At 71.3% G+C, this 18,120-nt stretch carries 15 protein-coding genes; 8 read left to right on the top strand and 7 right to left on the bottom strand.

All coding sequences use genetic code 11. The annotated features are described in order from the left end of the window. Positions 1 to 2 precede the first annotated feature (2 nt). Together IE142_RS26185 and ybaK are read left to right on the top strand one after the other, a co-directional pair. Complete coding sequence (locus tag IE142_RS26185) at positions 3 to 743, top strand: LON peptidase substrate-binding domain-containing protein (RefSeq protein WP_191888025.1); 741 nt, start codon at positions 3 to 5, stop codon at positions 741 to 743. A gap of 13 nt (positions 744 to 756) precedes the next feature. Next, positions 757 to 1,257 (top strand): Cys-tRNA(Pro) deacylase, encoded by a 501-nt coding sequence (gene ybaK / locus IE142_RS26180; protein ID WP_043374012.1) that lies wholly within the window; start codon positions 757 to 759, stop codon positions 1,255 to 1,257. A 241-nt stretch (positions 1,258 to 1,498) separates the two neighbouring features. Here ybaK and IE142_RS26175 read toward each other — a convergent pair whose 3' ends face one another. The 4 genes from IE142_RS26175 to IE142_RS26160 form a co-directional block, all read right to left on the bottom strand. After that, entirely contained in the window at positions 1,499 to 2,194 is a 696-nt protein-coding gene (locus tag IE142_RS26175; RefSeq protein WP_043374009.1) for a hypothetical protein, read from the bottom strand. Positions 2,195 to 2,228: 34 nt separating this feature from the next. Further along, positions 2,229 to 3,053, bottom strand: a complete 825-nt coding sequence (locus IE142_RS26170; RefSeq protein ID WP_191888024.1) for an ABC transporter permease — start codon at positions 3,051 to 3,053, stop codon at positions 2,229 to 2,231. Between the two features lie 127 nt (positions 3,054 to 3,180). Continuing rightward, complete coding sequence (locus tag IE142_RS26165; RefSeq protein ID WP_191888085.1) at positions 3,181 to 4,155, bottom strand: ABC transporter ATP-binding protein; 975 nt, start codon at positions 4,153 to 4,155, stop codon at positions 3,181 to 3,183. A 140-nt stretch (positions 4,156 to 4,295) separates the two neighbouring features. Then, positions 4,296 to 5,513, bottom strand: coding sequence for an NYN domain-containing protein (locus IE142_RS26160; protein WP_191888023.1), 1,218 nt, complete (start codon positions 5,511 to 5,513; stop codon positions 4,296 to 4,298). Positions 5,514 to 5,737: 224 nt separating this feature from the next. Between IE142_RS26160 and IE142_RS26155 the strand changes: the two genes are divergently transcribed. Continuing rightward, the gene (locus tag IE142_RS26155) at positions 5,738 to 5,905 is read left to right on the top strand and encodes a hypothetical protein (protein WP_078948983.1); all 168 of its coding nucleotides are present in this window, start codon (positions 5,738 to 5,740) and stop codon (positions 5,903 to 5,905) included. Positions 5,906 to 5,989: 84 nt separating this feature from the next. Here the strand turns inward: IE142_RS26155 and dnaE are convergent, their stop codons facing one another. Then, positions 5,990 to 9,529 carry a DNA polymerase III subunit alpha gene (gene dnaE, locus IE142_RS26150; protein WP_191888022.1) on the bottom strand — a complete coding sequence of 1,180 codons (3,540 nt, stop codon included), beginning with the start codon at positions 9,527 to 9,529 and terminating at the stop codon, positions 5,990 to 5,992. A gap of 245 nt (positions 9,530 to 9,774) precedes the next feature. On the opposite strand from dnaE, the gene IE142_RS26145 reads away from it, so the two are divergent. The 4 genes from IE142_RS26145 to IE142_RS26130 all read left to right on the top strand — a co-directional run bounded on the left by IE142_RS26145 (position 9,775) and on the right by IE142_RS26130 (position 14,581). Continuing rightward, complete coding sequence (locus tag IE142_RS26145; RefSeq protein ID WP_191888021.1) at positions 9,775 to 11,115, top strand: DUF2252 domain-containing protein; 1,341 nt, start codon at positions 9,775 to 9,777, stop codon at positions 11,113 to 11,115. Positions 11,116 to 11,201: 86 nt separating this feature from the next. Then, entirely contained in the window at positions 11,202 to 11,909 is a 708-nt protein-coding gene (locus IE142_RS26140) for a hypothetical protein (RefSeq protein WP_191888020.1), read from the top strand. A 97-nt stretch (positions 11,910 to 12,006) separates the two neighbouring features. Then, a complete protein-coding gene (locus IE142_RS26135) occupies positions 12,007 to 12,807 on the top strand; it encodes a DsbA family protein (protein ID WP_191888019.1) in 801 nt (266 codons plus the stop codon). 88 nt (positions 12,808 to 12,895) lie between these two features. Then, positions 12,896 to 14,581: an alkaline phosphatase D family protein gene (locus IE142_RS26130; RefSeq protein WP_191888018.1), complete on the top strand. Its 1,686-nt coding sequence runs from the start codon at positions 12,896 to 12,898 to the stop codon at positions 14,579 to 14,581. Here IE142_RS26130 and IE142_RS26125 read toward each other — a convergent pair. Then, positions 14,566 to 15,219 carry a dienelactone hydrolase family protein gene (locus tag IE142_RS26125; RefSeq protein WP_268252975.1) on the bottom strand — a complete coding sequence of 218 codons (654 nt, stop codon included), beginning with the start codon at positions 15,217 to 15,219 and terminating at the stop codon, positions 14,566 to 14,568. The two genes, IE142_RS26130 and IE142_RS26125, sit on opposite strands and share 16 nt — an antisense overlap. Before the next feature lie 60 nt (positions 15,220 to 15,279). Between IE142_RS26125 and IE142_RS26120 the strand changes: the two genes are divergently transcribed. After that, positions 15,280 to 16,404, top strand: coding sequence for a mechanosensitive ion channel family protein (locus IE142_RS26120; RefSeq protein WP_191888016.1), 1,125 nt, complete (start codon positions 15,280 to 15,282; stop codon positions 16,402 to 16,404). A gap of 119 nt (positions 16,405 to 16,523) precedes the next feature. Here IE142_RS26120 and IE142_RS26115 read toward each other — a convergent pair whose 3' ends face one another. Further along, positions 16,524 to 18,110 (bottom strand): Na+/H+ antiporter, encoded by a 1,587-nt coding sequence (locus tag IE142_RS26115; RefSeq protein WP_191888015.1) that lies wholly within the window; start codon positions 18,108 to 18,110, stop codon positions 16,524 to 16,526. Positions 18,111 to 18,120: the final 10 nt, after the last annotated feature.

The raw sequence follows: 18,120 nt of genomic DNA, 5'->3' as shown, positions 1-18,120 counted from the left end.
TCGTGACCACCGTCCGGCTCCCGCTCTTCGCCCTGAACACGGTTCTGTTCCCGGGGCTGGTGCTCCCGCTCAACATCTTCGAGGAGCGCTATCGCGCCATGATGCGCGAGTTGCTGAAGACCCCCGAGGACGAACCGCGCCGGTTCGCCGTCGTGGCGATCCGCGACGGCCACGAGGTGGCCCGGAGCGCACCCGGCCTGCCCGATCCGACGGCGCTGCCCGAGCTCGGCCCGGCGGCCGGGTTCGGACCCGACCCGCTCAAGGCGTTCCACAAGGTGGGCTGCGTCGCCGACGCGGCGACGATCCGCGAGCGCTCCGACGGCACCTTCGAGGTGCTGGCCACCGGGACGACCCGGGCGCGGCTGCGCTCGGTGGATGCCTCGGGCCCGTTCCTGACGGCCGAGCTGGAGCCGCTGGACGAGGACCCCGGTGACGAGGCGGGGGCGCTGGCCGAGGGGGTGCTGCGCTCCTTCCGGCAGTACCAGAAGCGGCTGGCGGGGGCCCGGGAGCGGTCGCTGGCGACCGGCGCGGAGCTGCCGGACGAACCGGGTGTGGTCTCCTACCTGGTCGCCGCCGCGATGATGCTGGACACCCCGACGAAGCAGCGTCTGCTCCAGGCCCCGGACACGGCGTCCCGCCTGCGGGACGAGCTGAAACTCCTTCGCTCCGAGACGGCCATCATCCGTACGCTGCCGTCGTTGCCGTCGTCGGACCTGACGAGCGGCCCGACGAGTCTCAACTGAGGTACTGGCCCGGATGGCGAAGAAGTCCAAGAAGCAGCAGGCCGGTGGCACCCCGGCGACGGTGGCGCTGACGGCTGCCGGGGTGACGTACACGGTCCACGCGTACGACCACGATCCCGCACACCCGTCCTACGGCGAGGAGGCCGCCGAGGCGATGGGCGTCTCTCCGGACCGGGTGTTCAAGACGCTGGTGGCGGACGTCGACGGCGCGTTGACGGTCGCGGTGGTGCCGGTGGCGGGTCAGCTGGACCTGAAGGCGCTCGCGGCCGCGGTGGGCGGCAAGCGCGCGGCGATGGCCGATCCGGCCCTGGCCGAGCGGACGACGGGCTACGTGCGGGGCGGCATCTCACCGCTGGGCCAGCGCAAGCGGCTGCCGACGGTCCTGGACGCGTCGGCTTCGAACCACGCCACGATCTGCGTCTCGGCGGGCCGCCGGGGCCTGGAGGTCGAGCTCTCCCCCGACGACCTGACCGAGCTGACGAACGCGACCCTGGCTCCGATCGGCCGCGCGTGACTCCTCGACAGAGCCCGATTCCCGGCTGATCGGACAGAAGGTGCCGAAGCGGGCGCGCAGACGCGGGTGGCGCATCAGGAAGGGCGAGTCCGACCGCGGTCGCCGCCCGGCCCGGCCCGTCAGGGCCCGGCCCGTCAGGCGTGTGCCGTCCGGGCCTGTCCGGCGGATTATGCCGCGGACGCGGGGCCTGCCACGCCCGTCCGCGGCATCGTCGTCACTCGCCGGCGCTGGGCGGAGATTTTCAGGCGGAGATCTTCCCGTACGGAGCGGGCCACGGGTCGGGCTCCGGGTCCCGGGGCCCGAACAGGCCGGTCAGTCCGAGGTGGACCACCAGCGCCGCGATCGGCCACGCCAGCAACGCGCCCTTCGCCCCCAGCTTCAGGGGCGCGGAGAAGGTAACGCCCTTGCCGACCTCCTTGGCGTGGGCGATGACGTCCTGGGCGGGCCCGAGCCAGATCCCGACCCGCCAGGCCAGCAGCGACCCGAGCAGCCCGCCGGCGCCCAGCGCCACCACCAGCGGCACGCCACCGCGCCGCCGCAGCAGGAAGGCGAACACCGCACTGAGCGCCCCGAACGCGAGCGCGAGCAGCGTGAAGGTGCCGTCGACGCCGACCGACTGCTCGCCCTCGGACTCCTTGAGGTAGACCAGCCACCTGTCGCCGACGATCTCACCGACCAGCGGCACGCTCGGGGCGAGCTTCCACCAGAGCACGCCCAGCAGCAGCCCGGAGAGGGCCACCGCCGCCACGGTCACGGCGGCCTGCCGTACTTCGGTCAGCATTCCGGGGCCGTCCAGTCCTCCGTGCTCGCCGTGAGTGCCGTAGGGGGCGCCGGGCGGAGTACCCAGCGCGTGCGCACCGACGGGCGGCGGCACCGGGCCGCCCTGGTACGACGAGCGTTCGTTCGGTGGCGGTGGCGGAGTCAGAGGTGCGGTCACCCCGCCATCGTGCCAAACCCGCCTGTGCGGCGCTTCACCGGACGGCGGCACGGCGGTACGCCCAGGTGGCGACGGCCAGCGAGATCACCCCGACCACGGCGCACACCGCGAGGTCGCCGAGGACGAAGGCCCAGTCGGGCCGGTCCCCGAACGAGCGTGCGAAGGCCTCCACGCCGTACGTCGACGGCAGCAGGTCCCGCGCGAGGCGTACCACCTCGGGCATCCGCTCGGCCGGCAGCACGCCCAGCAGCAGCGCCGCCGACATGCCCAGCTGGCCGAGGAGGGTGGCGAACTCGGGCCGGGGCGCGAGCAGCCCCAGGGCCGCGCCCAGGCCGGCGAGCGCGGCGCCCGCCAGCGGGATCACGGCCACCAGCACCCACAGGTGGGTCATCGGCAGCCCGAACAGCAGACAGCCGGTCACCGCGGTCACCACGGTCCCCGGCACGGTGAAGGACGCGTACGCGCCGGCCGCGCCGAGGACCACCGCGGCGGGCGGCACCGGCAGCGTCGCGTAGTGGTCGAGGCCGCCGCTCGCGCGCAGCTGCCCGAAGTACTGGGCGAGGAGGTTCAGCGCGACGAAGGCCACGACGAGTACCGCCGACCCGGCGACGACGGCCCGCGCCTCACCGCCGCCGTCCACGACGCCGCGCATCAGGATCATGATGCCGATCGACTGGAAGGTGGCCACGAACAGCAGCGGGATGCGCGCGACCCGCGCCCGGGACAGCTGCGCCCGGTACACGGCCACCAGGGAGGGCCACAGCCGCGCCTTGGGGGCGAGCTCGGCCGCGCCGACGGCGCCCTGCTCCTCGACGGCCAGGGCACCGCCCGGCAGAACATCGGCGGGTACGACACTCACGTCGCGCTGCTCCCCTTCGTCGGGTCGTTCGAAGCTCGCTGGGGGTCGTTCGTGGCGGCCGTCCTGATGGGTACGGACGCGGCGGCCGGTGTGCTCACTCCGCCCCCGCCGCTCGCCGTCGGGGTGTTCAAGCCCTCACCAGCCCCTGTCGCGCGGCGCCGCCCAGGGCCAGGTACACGTCCTCGAGGCTGGGCGTGGCGAGGGTGAAGTCGTCCAGGGCGGCGAAGGCGGCGCCGCCGGTGACGGTGGCGACGACCGCGCGGGCCTCCTCAGGGGCGAGCCGGAGCGTCCAGCGGCGGCCGGACTCGGCGGCGCGGTCGCGCAGAGCGGCGACCTCCGGGACGTTCAGCGGTGCGGTCTCGCGCCACACCAGGTCGACGCGGACCTCGCCGGCGACCTTCTCCTTGAGGCCGGAGGGCGTGTCGCAGGCGATCACGCGTCCCCGGTCGAGGACGGCGACCCGGTCGAGGACGGTCTCGGCTTCGATGACGTTGTGGGTGACGAGCAGGACGGTGGTGCCGAGCTCGGCGCGCCGGCGGTCGACCGCCGCCCACACCGCGCGCCGGGCCACCGGATCCATGCCGGTGGTCGGCTCGTCAAGGACGAGCAGCGGACGCTCCCCCACCAGCACGGCGGCGAAGCAGGCCAGGCGGCGCTGGCCGCCGGAGAGCTTCTTGATCGGACGGGAGGCGATCGGGGTCAGGCCCAGCTCCTCGAGGACCGCGTCCCGCTCGGCGCGGGCCCGCCGCACCTCGAGGCCGCGCAGCCGTCCGGTGGTCTCGGCGGCGAGCGACACGGTCAGCTCGTCCAGGGCGCTGGACTCCTGCCCGAGGTAGGCGAGGATGCGGGCGGCCCGCTCCGGGTGGCGCACGATGTCGTGGCCGAGGATCTGCACGCTGCCGCCGTCGGGGCGCATGAGGCCGGTCAGCTGGCGCACGAGGGTGGACTTGCCGGCTCCGTTCGGCCCGAGCAGGCCGAAGATCTCACCGCGGCGGATGTCCAGGGACACGTCGTCGGTGGCCCGGACCTCCGGAGTCGCGGGAACGCCCCGCCGACCGCGTACCGCGGGATAGGTCTTGGTCAGTCCGCGCACCGCGCACACCGCACCGCCACCGGGTCGAAGTGCCTGTGCCGCGCGCGTACTCACAAGGGACGAGACTACGGGGTCCGTCCCTCCGCCCCGCCCTCGGGTCCGCCCATAAGTGTCGGTTCAGCCGAGGAACGCACGGGGAAGCCGGGGCCTCACTCCGCCGCGGGGGTGCGCTCGGTCGCCGTGCGGACGTCGACCTCCCGCCAGAAGCCCGCCCGGATCGCGTACCGGTCGCGCTCGTCGATCTGGTCGTCCTTGTGGGCGAGCAGCCCGAAGCGGGCGGCGTAGCGCAGCAGCTCACCGTCGACGCGGTGCGGGATGCGGGGATACATCCCGGAGAGCCGCTGCAGGTGGCCGTGGTCGCCGAGGCGCTCCAGCCAGCGGCGGGCGAAGACCTGCCCGACCTCGTACGGATCACCGCCGACCGTGGTGATGTCCTCCTCGCGGTCGGCCCAGCGCTGCTCGGCCGTGGTGAGCTGCGCCAGCGTCGGCATCGAGGCGGCCTCGGCCGGTTCGGCGGCCGGCCGGTCGACCCAGCCCTTGTCGGAGGACCAGCGCAGGGTGGCGCTCGTCGGGGGGTGCGGGGCGGAGTGGGGGCCGGGGGCGCGCAGGGCGGCCAGGTCCTTGGGGGTGGGCACGCCCTTGGGGGGCGGTACGCGCTCCTCGCCGCCGTTGCGCGGGGTCTCGGTCCTGGCGGAGCGCGCGGGTTCCACGGCGGGCCGCTCGGCGGTGCCGGAGAGGGCGGACTCGGGCAGCGGGGCGGAGAGGATCGCGGCGATCTCGGGGCGGGGCACGGGCGGGGGCGCGCAGATCCCGCCGAGTTCCTTGGCGCGTACCGCCTTGGTGATCCACGTACGGTCCAGGACGCGTCGCTCGTCGGCCTCGGCGACCAGATCCTCGGACTGGTTGTAGTCGCCGTCAGCGGCCTGCACGGCCCACAGGTGGACGGCGACGCCGTGTTCCTTGGCGGCCATCATGCCGGGCAGCAGGTCGCCGTCGCCGGTGACGAGGACGACGTCGGAGCAGGCGCGGTTGCGGGCCAGTTCGGTCAGCTCGGCGTGCATGGCGGCGTCCACGCCCTTCTGCGCCCAGCGTCCGTCACTGCGGGTGAGGGCGCCGAGCCGGACGGTGACGCGCGGCATCACGCGCAGCCGGCGGTGCTCGGGCTGCGGGACGCGGTCGGGAGCGCCGTCGAACCAGTAGATGCGCAGCAGCGGCTGCTGCGTGTCGGACTCGGCGCGGTCGCGCAGGCCCTGGATGAGGGCGGCGTGATCGACGGTGATGCGGGAGCGTGAGGGCTCACCGGCGAGGAGACTGGCGGCGGCCCCCAGCAGATACCCGGCGTCCACCAGGACGATGCAGCGGTCCACGCGATCCACCCTCTTTCCGGGAGGTTTGCTTCGGGCTTCCTTCGAGTCTGCCCGACCACGCGGAGGTTAACGGCGCGAACTCGATCTTCGGCGTGGCGTTTCCGCACCCCGCGCCCGGATGACCCGCGTCACGCACGGTAATTGCCCGATATGCGTTCTTTGTTGGCCTATGTGAGTCTGGTTCCGGCCCTGGCCCCTAGATCCCCCTCAGGAGGTAGATCACCATGGCCAAGAACAAGAACAGCCGTGACCGTAAGCAGCCCCAGTCCGCCCGCGCCCCGCAGGCCGCCGAGTCCGCCGTCATGGACCGCGAGGAGCAGCACTCCCCGACGCTGACGACGCCCGGCGACGCCGCCTCCCGCAAGCGGCAGAAGCGCTTCGGCCACAACTGACGGCCGCGCGAGGGGCCGTTGCGGCCCCGCACGGACGAGGGGGGCGCCCGGATGCCCGGCGCGCCCCCTTCCTCGTTTCCGCGCTCAGCTCGCCAGGCAGGACGGACCGAGCAGCACCTTCAGGTCGCCGAACAACGCCGGGTCGGGCTTGACCCGGTGCCGGTCCAGGCGCAACACGGTCGTCTTCGTCGGCCCCTGGAGCCTGATCCGCACCTCGCTGTCGCCCCGGTGGTGGGTGAGGATCTCGCCGAGGCGGCTGACCATCGGCGGAGTGACCCGGGTGGCCGGGATGGTGAGGACCACGGGCGCGTTGGTGCCCGCGTTGGACAGGTCGGGGACCATCAGCTCCATCGCGACCAGGCGCGGCACGTCCTCGCGCTTGTCCAGGCGCCCCTTGACGAAGACCACGGCGTCCTCGACGAGTTGGGTGGACACCAGCTGGTAGGTCGCCGGGAAGAACATGCACTCGATGGAGCCGGCCAGGTCCTCGACGGTGGCGATGGCCCAGGCGTTGCCCTGCTTGGTCATCTTGCGTTGGAGGCCGGAGATGATGCCGCCGATGGTGACGACCGCGCCGTCGCCGTAGTCACCGCCGGTGAGCTGGGAGATGCCCGCGTCGGCCTTGTCGGACAGCACGTGCTCCAGACCGAAGAGCGGGTGGTCGGAGACGTAGAGGCCGAGCATCTCCCGCTCCTGGGCGAGGAGATAGGTCTTGTCCCACTCCTCCTCGCTGAAGACCACGTCCAGTCCGAAGCCCGGCTCCTCGGTCTGCTCGTCGCCCATGCCGCCGAAGAGGTCGAACTGGCCCTCGGCCTCCTTGCGCTTGACCGCGACCACGTTGTCGATCATCGGTTCGTACTGCGCTGTGAGGCCCTTGCGGGTGTGCCCCATCTCGTCGAAGGCGCCGGCCTTGATCAGCGACTCCGTCGTCCGCTTGTTGCAGACGACCGCCTCCACCTTGTCCAGGTAGTCGGGGAAGGAGGTGTACTTCCCCTTGGCCTTGCGGCACCTGATGATCGACTCGACCACGTTGGTGCCGACGTTGCGCACCGCGGAGAGGCCGAAGAGGATCACGTCGTCGCCCTGCGCGGCGAAGTTCGACATCGACTCGTTGACGTTGGGCGGCAGCACCTTGATGCCCATGCGCCGGCACTCGTTCAGGTAGACGGCCGACTTGTCCTTGTCGTCCTTGACCGAGGTGAGCAGGGCGGCCATGTACTCGGCGGGGTGGTTCGCCTTGAGGTACGCCGTCCAGTACGAGACCAGTCCGTACGCGGCCGAGTGCGCCTTGTTGAAGGCGTAGCCGGCGAAGGGGACGAGCACGTCCCACAGGGCCTGGATGGCTTCGTCGCTGTAGCCGTTCTTCCGGGCGCCGGCCTGGAAGATGACGAAGTTCTTCTCCAGTTCCTCGGGCTTCTTCTTGCCCATCACGCGGCGCAGGATGTCGGCCTCGCCGAGCGAGTAGCCGGCGATGATCTGGGCGGCCTTCTGCACCTGCTCCTGGTAGACGATCAGGCCGTAGGTGACCGCCAGGACCTCCTGGAGGGGCTCCTCCAGCTCCTTGTGGATCGGCGTGATCTCCTGGAGGCCGTTCTTGCGCAGCGCGTAGTTGGTGTGCGAGTCCATGCCCATGGGGCCGGGACGGTAGAGCGCGGAGACGGCGGAGATGTCCTCGAAGTTGTCGGGCTTCATCAGCCGCAGGAGCGAGCGCATGGGGCCGCCGTCGAACTGGAAGACGCCCAGCGTGTCGCCGCGCTGGAGCAGTTCGAAGGTCGTGGGGTCGTCCAGCGGAAGCGACAGCAGGTCGAGGTCGATGCCCTTGTTGGACTTCACCATCTTGACGGCGTCGTCCATGATCGTGAGGTTGCGCAGGCCGAGGAAGTCCATCTTCAGCAGGCCGAGCGACTCGCACTGCGGGTAGTCCCACTGCGTGATGGTCACGCCGTCGGTGTGCCGCACCCAGATCGGGGCGTGGTCGACGATCGGCTCGCTGGACATGATCACGCCGGCCGCGTGCACGCCCATCTGCCGGACCAGGCCCTCGACGCCCTTGGCGGTGTCGATGACCTTCTTCACGTCCGGCTCGTTCTCGTACATCGCGCGGATCTCGCCGGCCTCGCTGTAGCGCGGGTGGGTCGGGTCCGTGATGCCGTTGAGGTCGATGCCCTTGCCGAGGACGTCGGCGGGCATGGCCTTGGTGAGCCGGTCGCCCATGGCGTACGGGTAGCCCAGCACGCGCGCGGAGTCCTTGATGGCGTTCTTCGCCTTGATCTTGCCGTACGTGCCGATCATGGCGACCTTGTCGGCGCCGTACTTCTCCGTCACGTACCTGATCACCTCCACGCGCCGACGCTCGTCGAAGTCGATGTCGACGTCGGGCATGGAGACGCGCTCCGGGTTGAGGAACCGCTCGAAGATCAGGCCGTGCGGGATCGGGTCGAGGTCGGTGATGCCCATGGCGTACGCCACGATCGAACCGGCCGCGGAGCCTCGGCCGGGGCCCACCGCGATGCCCTGGTTCTTCGCCCACATGATGAAGTCGGCGACCACGAGGAAGTAGCCCGGGAACCCCATCTGGATGATGACGTCCATCTCGTATTCGGCCTGCTTCTGGCGGTCCTCCGGGACGCCGCCGGGGAAGCGGCGGGCCATGCCGCGGCGGACCTCCTCCTGGAACCAGGTGACCTCGGTGTACCCCTCGGGGATGTCGAACTTCGGCATGAGGTCGCGCTTGACGAACATGCCGGTGGTGTCGACCATCTCGGCGATCAGGCGCGTGTTGGCGCAGCCCTCCTGCCAGGCGTCGGAGGAGTCGATGGCGTACATCTCGTCCGTCGACTTCAGGTAGTAGCCGGTGCCGTCGAAGCGGAAGCGGTCCGGGTCGGAGAGGTTCTTGCCGGTCTGGATGCACAGCAGGGCGTCGTGGGCGGTCGCCTCGTGCGCGTACGTGTAGTGCGAGTCGTTGGTCACCAGCGGCGGGATGCCGAGCTTCCTGCCGATCTCCAGGAGGCCGTCGCGGACCCGGTGCTCGATCTCGATGCCGTGGTCCATCAGCTCCAGGAAGTACCGGTCCTTGCCGAAGATGTCCTGGTAGTCGGCGGCCGCCTTCAACGCCTCGTCGAAGTGGCCGAGGCGCAGCCGGGTCTGCACCTCGCCGGAGGGGCAGCCGGTGGAGGCGACGATGCCCTCGGACCACTGGGAGATGGTCTCCTTGTCCATCCGGGGCCACTTCTGCAGCCAGCCCTCGGCGTAGGCGTCGGAGGAGAGCCGGAAGAGGTTGTGCAGGCCGGTGCTGTTGACGGCCCACATGGTCTTGTGGGTGTAACCGCCGGAACCCGAGACGTCGTCCCGCTTCTGGTGCGGCTGGCCCCACTGGATCTTGCGCTTGTTGCGGCGGGACTCGGGTGCGACGTACGCCTCGATGCCGATGATCGGGGTGACCCCGGCCTTCTGCGCGGAGTGGAAGAAGTCGTAGGCCCCGTGCAGGTTGCCGTGGTCGGACATGGCGATGTGCGTCATGCCCATCTCGTTGCAGGCGTTGAACATGTCCTTCAGCCGCGCGGCACCGTCCAGCAGCGAGTACTGGGTGTGGACGTGCAGGTGCGTGAACGGCGGCTTGGACACGTTCGGCCTCCTGGGAGAACTCTCGGTGACGGGCTGGCGGCGGGTCGCGGACAGTCCGGGGGTCAGCGTCGAAGTCTATGCCTCGCCACTGACACTCCGAGGGCTTCCCCGCGTACCTTCGGGGGGCGGGTCCCGTGTCGGGCGCGGTCCCCGGGCGCGGGCACTCCCGCACCCGTTCGAACGTTGACCCGAGTGGAGATCCGCTCCACCGGTCACAGCACCATCCGCACCAGGAGGCACCAGGCATGTCGGACCCGCAGCTCAACGAGGAGCACCGCGGCGAGGAGATCCTCGCCGTCTTCGACGCCGCCTTCGGCACGCTGCTGGCCGCGGATCCAGCAGCGTTCCGCGTGAAATTCCGGAAAATGGCGGCCTCGGCCTTCGCGTTCTACCGCGGCACCGCTTGCCTCTTTTACCACGATTTGACCGAGGACCAGGAGTTCGGCTCGAAGACCGGCGGCCCGTACCTGGACGACCGGACCTCCCGGGTGTGGATCCACGGCGACCTGCACGCGGAGAACTTCGGCACCTACATGGACTCCACCGGCCGCCTGATCTTCAACGTCAACGACTTCGACGAGGCCTACGTCGGCCCCTTCACCTGGGACCTCAAGCGCTTCGCCGCCTCCGTCGCGCTGATCGGGTACGCGAAGGCGCTCAGCGACGAGCAGATCTCCGAGCTGGTCCGGGTGTACGCGGGCGCGTACCGCGAGCGCATCCACGCCCTGGCCACCGGCGCCAAGAGCGACGAGGTGCCGCCCTTCACCCTGGACACCGCCGACGGGCCGCTGCTCGGCGCCCTGCGCGTCGCCCGCTCCCTGACCCGGTTCGGTCTCCTGGAGTCGATGACCGAGATCCGAGACTTCGAGCGCCGCTTCGCCCCGGGCGGCGGCTCCATCGAGCTGGACGCCGCCACCCGCTACAAGGTGCTGGCGGCCTTCGACGGCTACCTGGAGACCCTCCCGGAGTCCTCCCTGGCCCGCCCCGACTCCTACCGCGTCAAGGACGTCGTCGGACGCCGCGGCATCGGCATCGGATCGGCCGGCCTGCCCTCGTACAACATCCTCCTGGAGGGCAACAGCGACGCCCTGGAGAACGACGTCGTGATCTACATCAAGCAGGCCCAGACCCCGGCGGTCTCCCGCCACATCACCGACCGGGCCATCCAGGACTACTTCCAGCACGAGGGCCACCGCACGGTGATCTCCCAGCGCGCCCTCCAGGCGCACGCCGACCCGTGGCTGGGCTGGACCGAGCTGGACGGCTCGGGCCAGCTGGTCGCCGAGGTCTCGCCGTACGCCGTCGACCTGGACTGGGGCGACATCGACGACCCGGAGGAGATCGCCGAGGTCGTCGCCGACCTGGGCCGGGCCACGGCCGCCATGCACGCGGCGGCGGACGACCAGTCCGGTGAGTCCCTGGTGCCGTTCTCCACGGAACGGGCCATCGACGCGGCGATCGCGGCCGACGAGGAGGGCTTCGCGCCCCTGCTGGTCGACTTCGCGCACCGGTACGGCGCACGCGCGCGCGCCGACCACCAGACTTTCGTGGACCTCTTCCGCAACGGCCGGATCCCGGGGCTGTGACCATTCCGGTTCGGTAACCGTCGGCTTTCTCACAGGAACCCTTTAGGGGTCTCTTACCGGACCCCGTGACACACTCTTGTCTCGCTATGGACATATCCGGAACCCCACTCAGAGCCGTACGCGCGGCGCTGTTCACGGCACTCGTCGTGACGCTCAGCACCGCGTCGCACGTGCTGCTGTCCGGGGTTCCTCTGCCGCTGCCCACGGTGGCGGCCGTCGCCGCCGCCGTGTTCCTGATCGCGTACGCCCTGGCCGGGCGACGCGAACGCGGCTTCGGCCGTATCGCCGCCCTGCTGATCCCGCTGGAGCTGGCCGCCGACACGGTCTTCACCACCGGCCAGCACGTCTGCTACGGCAGGGCGGGCGGGCCGGTCGCGGGCCCGCTGCGTTCGGTCGGCTTCGACGTGCTGTGCGGCGACGGGACCGGCGTCCACGCCGGGGTCGCCGCCCCGCTGAGCAGGGTCACCGGCGCCGAGACCGACCGGCTGGCGACCGTGCTCGCCGACGCCGACCCCCGGACCGCCTGGCTGCTGCTCGGCGCGCACGTCGGCATCGGGCTGCTGGCGGCGGCCTGGCTGCGGCGCGGCGAGCGCGCCCTGGCCCAGTTGCTGAGCGCGGTGGCCGCGACCACCTTCCGGCCGCTGCTGCTCGCCGTCGCGGCGGTGAGCGCGCGCCGGGCCCCGACGGTGCGCCGCCCGACGGTCTCGGCCCACCGGACCACCGGCGCCCGTGAGGCGATCCTCACGCACTCCCAGGGACGGCGCGGACCGCCGTGCCCGGTCGCTCTCGTGTGACCCGCGCGCCTTCGCGGGACACGTGACCGAGCACCGGCAGTCCCCCGTACGTATTCCGCACACCGACCGTGTGCGCGTCCCCGGAGAAATCATCACCATGAGCAAGCGGAACAGTCAGGCGGCCAAGTCGGCGGCCCGTGAGCGGCTGCGCCTGGAGCGCGAGCGTCAGGCCAAGCGCGACAAGGTCAAGCGGCAGATCATCGTGGCCTGCTCGATCGTCGGCGTGCTGGCGGTGGCCGGCGGCATCAGCTACGCCGTCGTCCAGAGCAACCAGCCCTCGAAGTGGGAGAAGGCCGCCGACGCCAAGGTAGTGGCCCCGGCCAACACCTCCGGCAAGAACGGCACCACGGTCACCCTCGGCGAGTCCAAGAGCGACCACGTCGTCCACCTCTACGAGGACCCGCGCTGCCCGGGCTGCGCCAACTTCGAGCAGACCATCGGCGAGGCCGTCAACAAGGGCATGGAGGACGGCACCTACAAGCTCTCCTTCACCATCGGTACCTTCCTCGACGGCAACCTCGGCGGCGAGGGCTCCAAGAACGCCCTCAGCGCCCTCGGCGCCGCGCTGAACGTCTCCCCCGAAGCCTTCATCGACTACAAGACCGCGCTGTACTCATCCGAGTACCACCCGTCGGAGTCGACCGACGAGTTCGCCAAGGACGACTACCTGATCAAGGTCGCCAACAGCGTCGACTCCCTGAAGGACAACAAGGAGTTCCAGGACGCCGTGGAGAAGGGCACCTACGACGCCTGGGCGATGAAGATGGGCGACGCCTTCCAGAAGGCGGAGGACGTCCAGTCGACCCCGACCGTCAAGATCAACGACAAGGTGATCGAGACCCCGAGCACGGACGCCGACTGGCAGAAGGCGCTCAAGGACGCGGGCGTCACGAAGTAGTAGGCACCAGCCGTACACAGGTGAACGAGCGGGCGAACTTTACGAGTTCGCCCGCTCGCGCCCATACCGATCAGTAACCTGATCGGCCGTGACCAGTCGACACAGATCATCCGAGACCCCCGTCCCGTCGTCCGCCGAACTCACGGGCGCCCGTTCACCCAGCCGCCGTTCGGTCGTCAAGGCCGCGGCGGCCGGCGCCGTTCTGGCCGCCCCGCTCGCCGCCGCGCTGCCGGCCGCCGCAGCCGGCGCCGTCCCCGCCTTCCTGCACGGAGTCGCCTCCGGTGATCCGCTGCCCGACGGCGTCCTGCTGTGGACCAGGGTGACCCCGACGCCCGAGGCCGTGCCGGGCTCGGGAACCGGACCCGACACCGAGGTGAGCTGGGTCGTCGCCACGGACGAGGAGTTCACGAACATCGTCGCCAAGGGGTCCGTCACCGCGACGGCCGCCTCCGACCACACCGTCAAGGCCGACGTCCGGGGCCTGGCGCCCGCCACGGACTACTGGTTCCGCTTCTCCGCCGGTCCCGCCGACTCCCCCGCCGCCCGCACGCGTACGGCCCCCGCCGCCGACGCCGCCGTGGCGGGCCTGCGCTTCGGCGTGGTCTCCTGCGCCAACTGGGAGGCCGGCCACTTCTCCGCGTACCGGCACCTCGCGGCCCGCGGCGACCTGGACGCCTGGCTGCACCTGGGCGACTACATCTACGAGTACGGCACCGGCGAGTACGGCACCCGCGACACCGTCGTACGTCCGCACGCGCCCGCCCACGAGATCCTCACGCTCGCCGACTACCGCGTCCGGCACGGCCGTTACAGGACCGACCCCGACCTCCAGACGCTGCACGCCACCGCGCCGGTCGTGGCGATATGGGACGACCACGAGATAGCCAACGACACCTGGTCGGGAGGCGCCGAGAACCACACCGAGGGCGCCGAGGGCGCCTGGGCGGTGCGTCAGGCCGCCGCCAAGCAGGCGTACTTCGAGTGGATGCCGGTCCGTCCGGCGATCGCCGGGACCACCTACCGCCGGCTGCGCTTCGGCAAGCTGGCCGACCTGTCGCTGCTGGATCTGCGCTCCTTCCGCTCCCAGCAGGTGGCGCTCGGCAACGGCGAGGTCGACGACCCGGACCGCACCCTGACCGGGCGGGCACAGATGGACTGGCTGAAGTCGGGCCTCGCCTCCTCCGACACCACCTGGCGGCTGGTGGGGAACTCGGTGATGATCTCGCCGTTCGCCATCGGCTCCATCCCCGCCGAGCTGCTGAGGCCGCTGGCCGAGCTGCTGGGGCTGCCCAAGGGCGGACTCGCCCTCAACACCGACCAGTGGGACGGCTACACCGACGACCGCCGAGAACTTCTCGCCCACCTGCGCGCGAACGCCGTCCGCAACACGGTCTTCCTGACCGGCGACATCCACATGGCCTGGGCCAACGACGTGCCGCACAACGCCGCCACGTACCCGCTGTCCGCCTCGGCCGCCACGGAGTTCGTGGTCACCTCGGTGACCTCGGACAACCTCGACGACATCGTGAAGGTCCCCGAGGGCACGGTCTCGGCGATCGCGGCGCCGCTCATCAGGGCCGCGAACCGGCACGTCCACTGGGTCGACACCGACCGGCACGGCTACGGCGTGCTGGACGTCACCGCCGACCGGACGCAGATGGACTACTACGTCCTCTCCGACCGCACCGACCCGGACGCCACCTCGAAGTGGGCCCGTTCTTACCGCACGCGCAGCGGCACGCAGCGCGTGGAGCGGGTCTACTCGCCCGTCTGAGGCTCGTCGGCCCCCTGGGTCTCCTGGAGCGAGTCGAGGAAGCCGAGCGCCACCCGCCAGGTGGCCTCGGCAGCCTCCGCGTCGTAGTCCGGCAGGTCGGGGTCGGTGTAGAGGTGTCCGGCCCCGGCGTACCGGTGCACCTCGACGTCGGCGCCGATGCGGCCCATCCGGAGGTACCAGGCGCTGAGCCAGTCGTCCGTCTCGAAGGCGTCCGGCTCGGCGACGTGCAGTTGGACCGGGAGGTCGTCGACCGAGGCGTTGGCCGCGATGTCCGAGGTGCCGTGCAGGAGGAGCAGTCCGCGGGCCCGGTGGTCGCCGAGGGCGAGGGTCTGGGCGATGGAGGCGCCGAGCGAGAAGCCCGCGTACACCAGTCCCCGTTCGGAATAGGGCGCGGCGGCCAGCACCGCCCGCTTCAACAGCTCCTCCCTGCCGATCCCGTCCTGGTGGGCCATGCCCTCCTCGACCGTGTCGAAGGTACGGCCCTCGAAGAGGTCCGGGTTCCACACCTGGTGCCCGGCGTCGCGCAGCCGGTCGGCGGCCTGCCGCACCGCGGGCCTCGGGCCGAGGGTCGAGTGAAAGAGCACGATGTTCATGAGGCCATGGTGCCAGCCGGGTGTGACAACGCGGTCGGCGGCGATACCCGGGGCGGGACGGAAGTCACAGGTTCACCGCACGGCGGGTCCGGTTACGTTCGAGGGATGGAGACGATACTCCGCCCGCTGACCGTGGTCGGCGGCTCGATCCTGCTGACCCTCGTCATCGGATGGGCCACCGACCTGCTGCTGCGCAAGGCCGACGCGCGGCATCCCGAGACGCCCCTGTGGGGGCTGCTGCGCCGTGCCCGCATCCCGTACCAGGTCATGCTGTGCGCCGCGCTGCTGAGAGGGTCGTACGTCGAGGCGCAGGTGTTCCCGGACCACCGGTCGGCGGTCGGCCGGGTGCTGACGCTGCTGCTGATCGGCTCGGTGGCCTGGCTGGTGACCCGTATCGCCGCCGCGGTCGTCGAGACGTCCTACTCCCGCTACGCCCACGCCCACGCCCAGCGCAACCCCGCCCGGGTGCGGCGGGTACGGACCCAGGTGTCGCTGATCATGCGCGTGGTCACGGCGGTCGTCGCCGTGGTCGCCGTGTCGGCGATGCTGCTGACGTTCCCGGCGATGCGCGCGGCGGGGGCCTCGCTGCTGGCCTCGGCCGGAATCCTCGGCATCGTCGCCGGTGTGGCCGCGCAGTCCACGCTCAGCAACATGTTCGCCGGGTTCCAGATCGCCTTCGGCGACATGGTGCGCATGGGCGACACCGTGGTGGTGGACGGGGAGTGGGGCACCGTCGAGGAGATCACGCTCACGTTCCTGACCGTGCGCACCTGGGACGAGCGCCGGATCACCATGCCGGTGTCGTACTTCACGTCCAAGCCGTTCGAGAACTGGTCGCGCGGCACCCCGCAGATGACCGGCACCGTCTTCTGGCACCTCGACCACTCGGCACCGCTGGACCTGATGCGCGAGCGGCTGCGCGACATCCTGCGCGAGTGCCCTGCCTGGGACGGCCGCGACTACAACCTGACCGTCACGGACACCACCCCGAACACCATGCAGGTGCGGGCCCTGGTGACCGCGAAGGACGCGGACGACATCTGGACGGTCCGGGTCACGGTGCGCGAGGGGATGCTCCGCTGGCTCGCCGACGAGCATCCCTACGCCCTGCCCCGCGTCAACACGGCCGACGCCGCCCTGCGCCCGTCCCCCGACGGGGTCAGCCGCCCCCGCCGCTCCCCCGACGGCGGCACCCGCCGCTTCCCGGAACAGCCGGCGAAAAGCCTGTGACTACCGGCACGGACCCCGCCCGGCCGACGGACCACGCCCGGACCGACGGACCACGCCCGAACGGACAGCACGGGCCGTGCCCGGCCCGGCGCTCGCGGAGCCGGGCGTGAGGACCGGCCTCACCGCATGCTGCGCACGTCCAGGTGGCGCAGGACGCGGTCGACGATCTCCGGGTCCGCGCCGGGTTCGCTGCGGGCGGCCAGCACCTCGTGGCGGGCGGCGCTGAGCATCTCGCTGTGGATGCGGCGGATCCGCTTCACCCGGCGGGCCCGCTGCTCCTGGGCCTCGCGCCGCTCCTCGTCGCCGACGTCCGGACTGATCCGCAGCCCGATGTCGAACGCTCGCCGCAACATCTGCTCGGACAGTTCTTCCGGCAGTTCCTCGACCGACTCGATCTCCCTGAGGCGCTGCTTGGCCGCCTTGGCCGCCCGCACGGCCAGTTCCTTCTCGTACTGCTTCTCCCGTTCGGTGTCCGCGCGCACCCCGAGCCGGCTCACCAGCCACGGCAACGTCAGGCCCTGGAGCAGCAGGGTGACCATGATGACGCCGAAGGCGATGAAGACGATCTCCTCGCGGTGAGGGAAGGCGGACCCGTCCTCCGTCTCCAGCGGGATCGCCAGCGCCAGCGCGACCGAGGCGACGCCCCGCATGCCCGACCACCACATGACGACGGTCTCCCGCCAGGAGGTGGGGATGTCCTCGTCCTTGTCCTGTCTGGCGTGCAGCCGCTGGGTCAGCCAGGTGGCCGGCAGCAGCCACAGCAGCCGTACGAGGATCACCACGGCCACGACGACCGCGGACCAGCCGAGCAGTTCGGTCCAGCGTCCGGAGGCCGTCCGGATCGCGTTGTGCAGTTCCAGGCCCACCAGTCCGAAGGCGACGCCGGTGACGAGCGTGTCGACGACGTCCCACACGGTGTGCCCGGCCAGCCGGGTCATCACGTCGTCGGCGTCGAAGGCGTACTCGGCGAGGAACATCGCGGTGGTGAGCACCGCCAGCACCCCGGAGCCGTGCAGCTCCTCGGCCAGCACGTAGGCCACGTACGGCACCAGCAGCGTCATGCCGATCTGCAGCGTGGCATCGCCCAGCACGCTCATCAGCTTGTTGGTGGCCCAGCCCAGTGCGAGGCCGACCGCGACGGCGACGACGGCGGACAGCACCAGGTCGAGCCCCGCCCGCCACGGGGAGAAGGTGCCGCCGACCGCGGCGGCGATGGCCACGTGGTACAGGACGATGGCCGTCACGTCGTTGAACAGCCCTTCGCCCTCCAGGATCGACACCAGTCGGCGCGGCAGCCCCAGCTGACCGGCGACTGCGGTCGCCGCGACCGGGTCGGGCGGCGCCACCAGCGCGCCCAGCGCGAAGGCGGCGGCGATGGGCAGGCCGGGCACGATCGCGTGGGCCACCGCGGCGACACAGGCCATGGTGACGAAGACCAGCGCCACGGCGAGCAGGAAGATCGGCCGCTTGTTGGCCGCGAACTGCCGCCAGGACGTGCGCCGTACGGCCGCGTAGAGCAGCGGCGGCAGCAGCGCGGGCAGGATGAGCTCGGGCGGGATGTCGACGTTGGGCACGAAGTCGAGCAGCGCCAGGACGATGCCGAGGACCGTCATCAGCACCGGCGCCGGCAGCCCGAGGCGGGCGCCGACCGGGACGCTCAGCAGGGCCCCGAGCAGCAGCATGAACAACAGGCCCAACTGATCCACGGTCACCGCT

The sequence above is a fragment of the Streptomyces mutabilis genome (genome assembly GCF_014649815.1).
Classification (GTDB): Bacteria; Actinomycetota; Actinomycetes; order Streptomycetales; family Streptomycetaceae; genus Streptomyces; species Streptomyces mutabilis.
The sequence above is the reverse complement of the archived record's forward strand: the minus strand, read 5'-3'. Positions and strand labels throughout refer to the sequence as shown.